This is a genomic window from Psychrobacter sp. TB20-MNA-CIBAN-0197, from assembly GCF_040309765.1.
Taxonomy (GTDB): Bacteria; Pseudomonadota; Gammaproteobacteria; order Pseudomonadales; family Moraxellaceae; genus Psychrobacter; species Psychrobacter submarinus.
Window position 1 is genome coordinate 1 of sequence record NZ_JBEOPC010000838.1, and the last position, 261, is coordinate 261.

Sequence of the window (261 nt, forward strand, 5' to 3'; positions counted from 1 at the left end):
TGCTGGCGAAGCACCGGATCCGCTTCGCTGTGTTCGATACGCCCATCATCGTGCAGCGTCTTGCTGACCTGGCCCCAGGAATCGAATTCGTAGCGGGTACTGACCGGACAAGGCTTGCCATCACGCCAATCAGTCAGCGTCACTTTCACCTTGTGACCGACCGAATCATGCAGGGCAGAATAAAGCGTGCGTGTCTGAATGAGACCGTCCTTGTCGGGATGGTCGCAGTCCTTTTCCTGAACGGTGATCACCCGCTCCAGT

At 57.1% G+C, this 261-nt stretch carries 1 protein-coding gene; it reads right to left on the reverse strand.

The genetic code is table 11. The annotated features are described in order from the left end of the window. Positions 1-261, reverse strand: a 261-nt coding sequence (locus AAEY83_RS16220) for a hypothetical protein (protein ID WP_351060661.1), incomplete at both ends; no start/stop codon positions are given.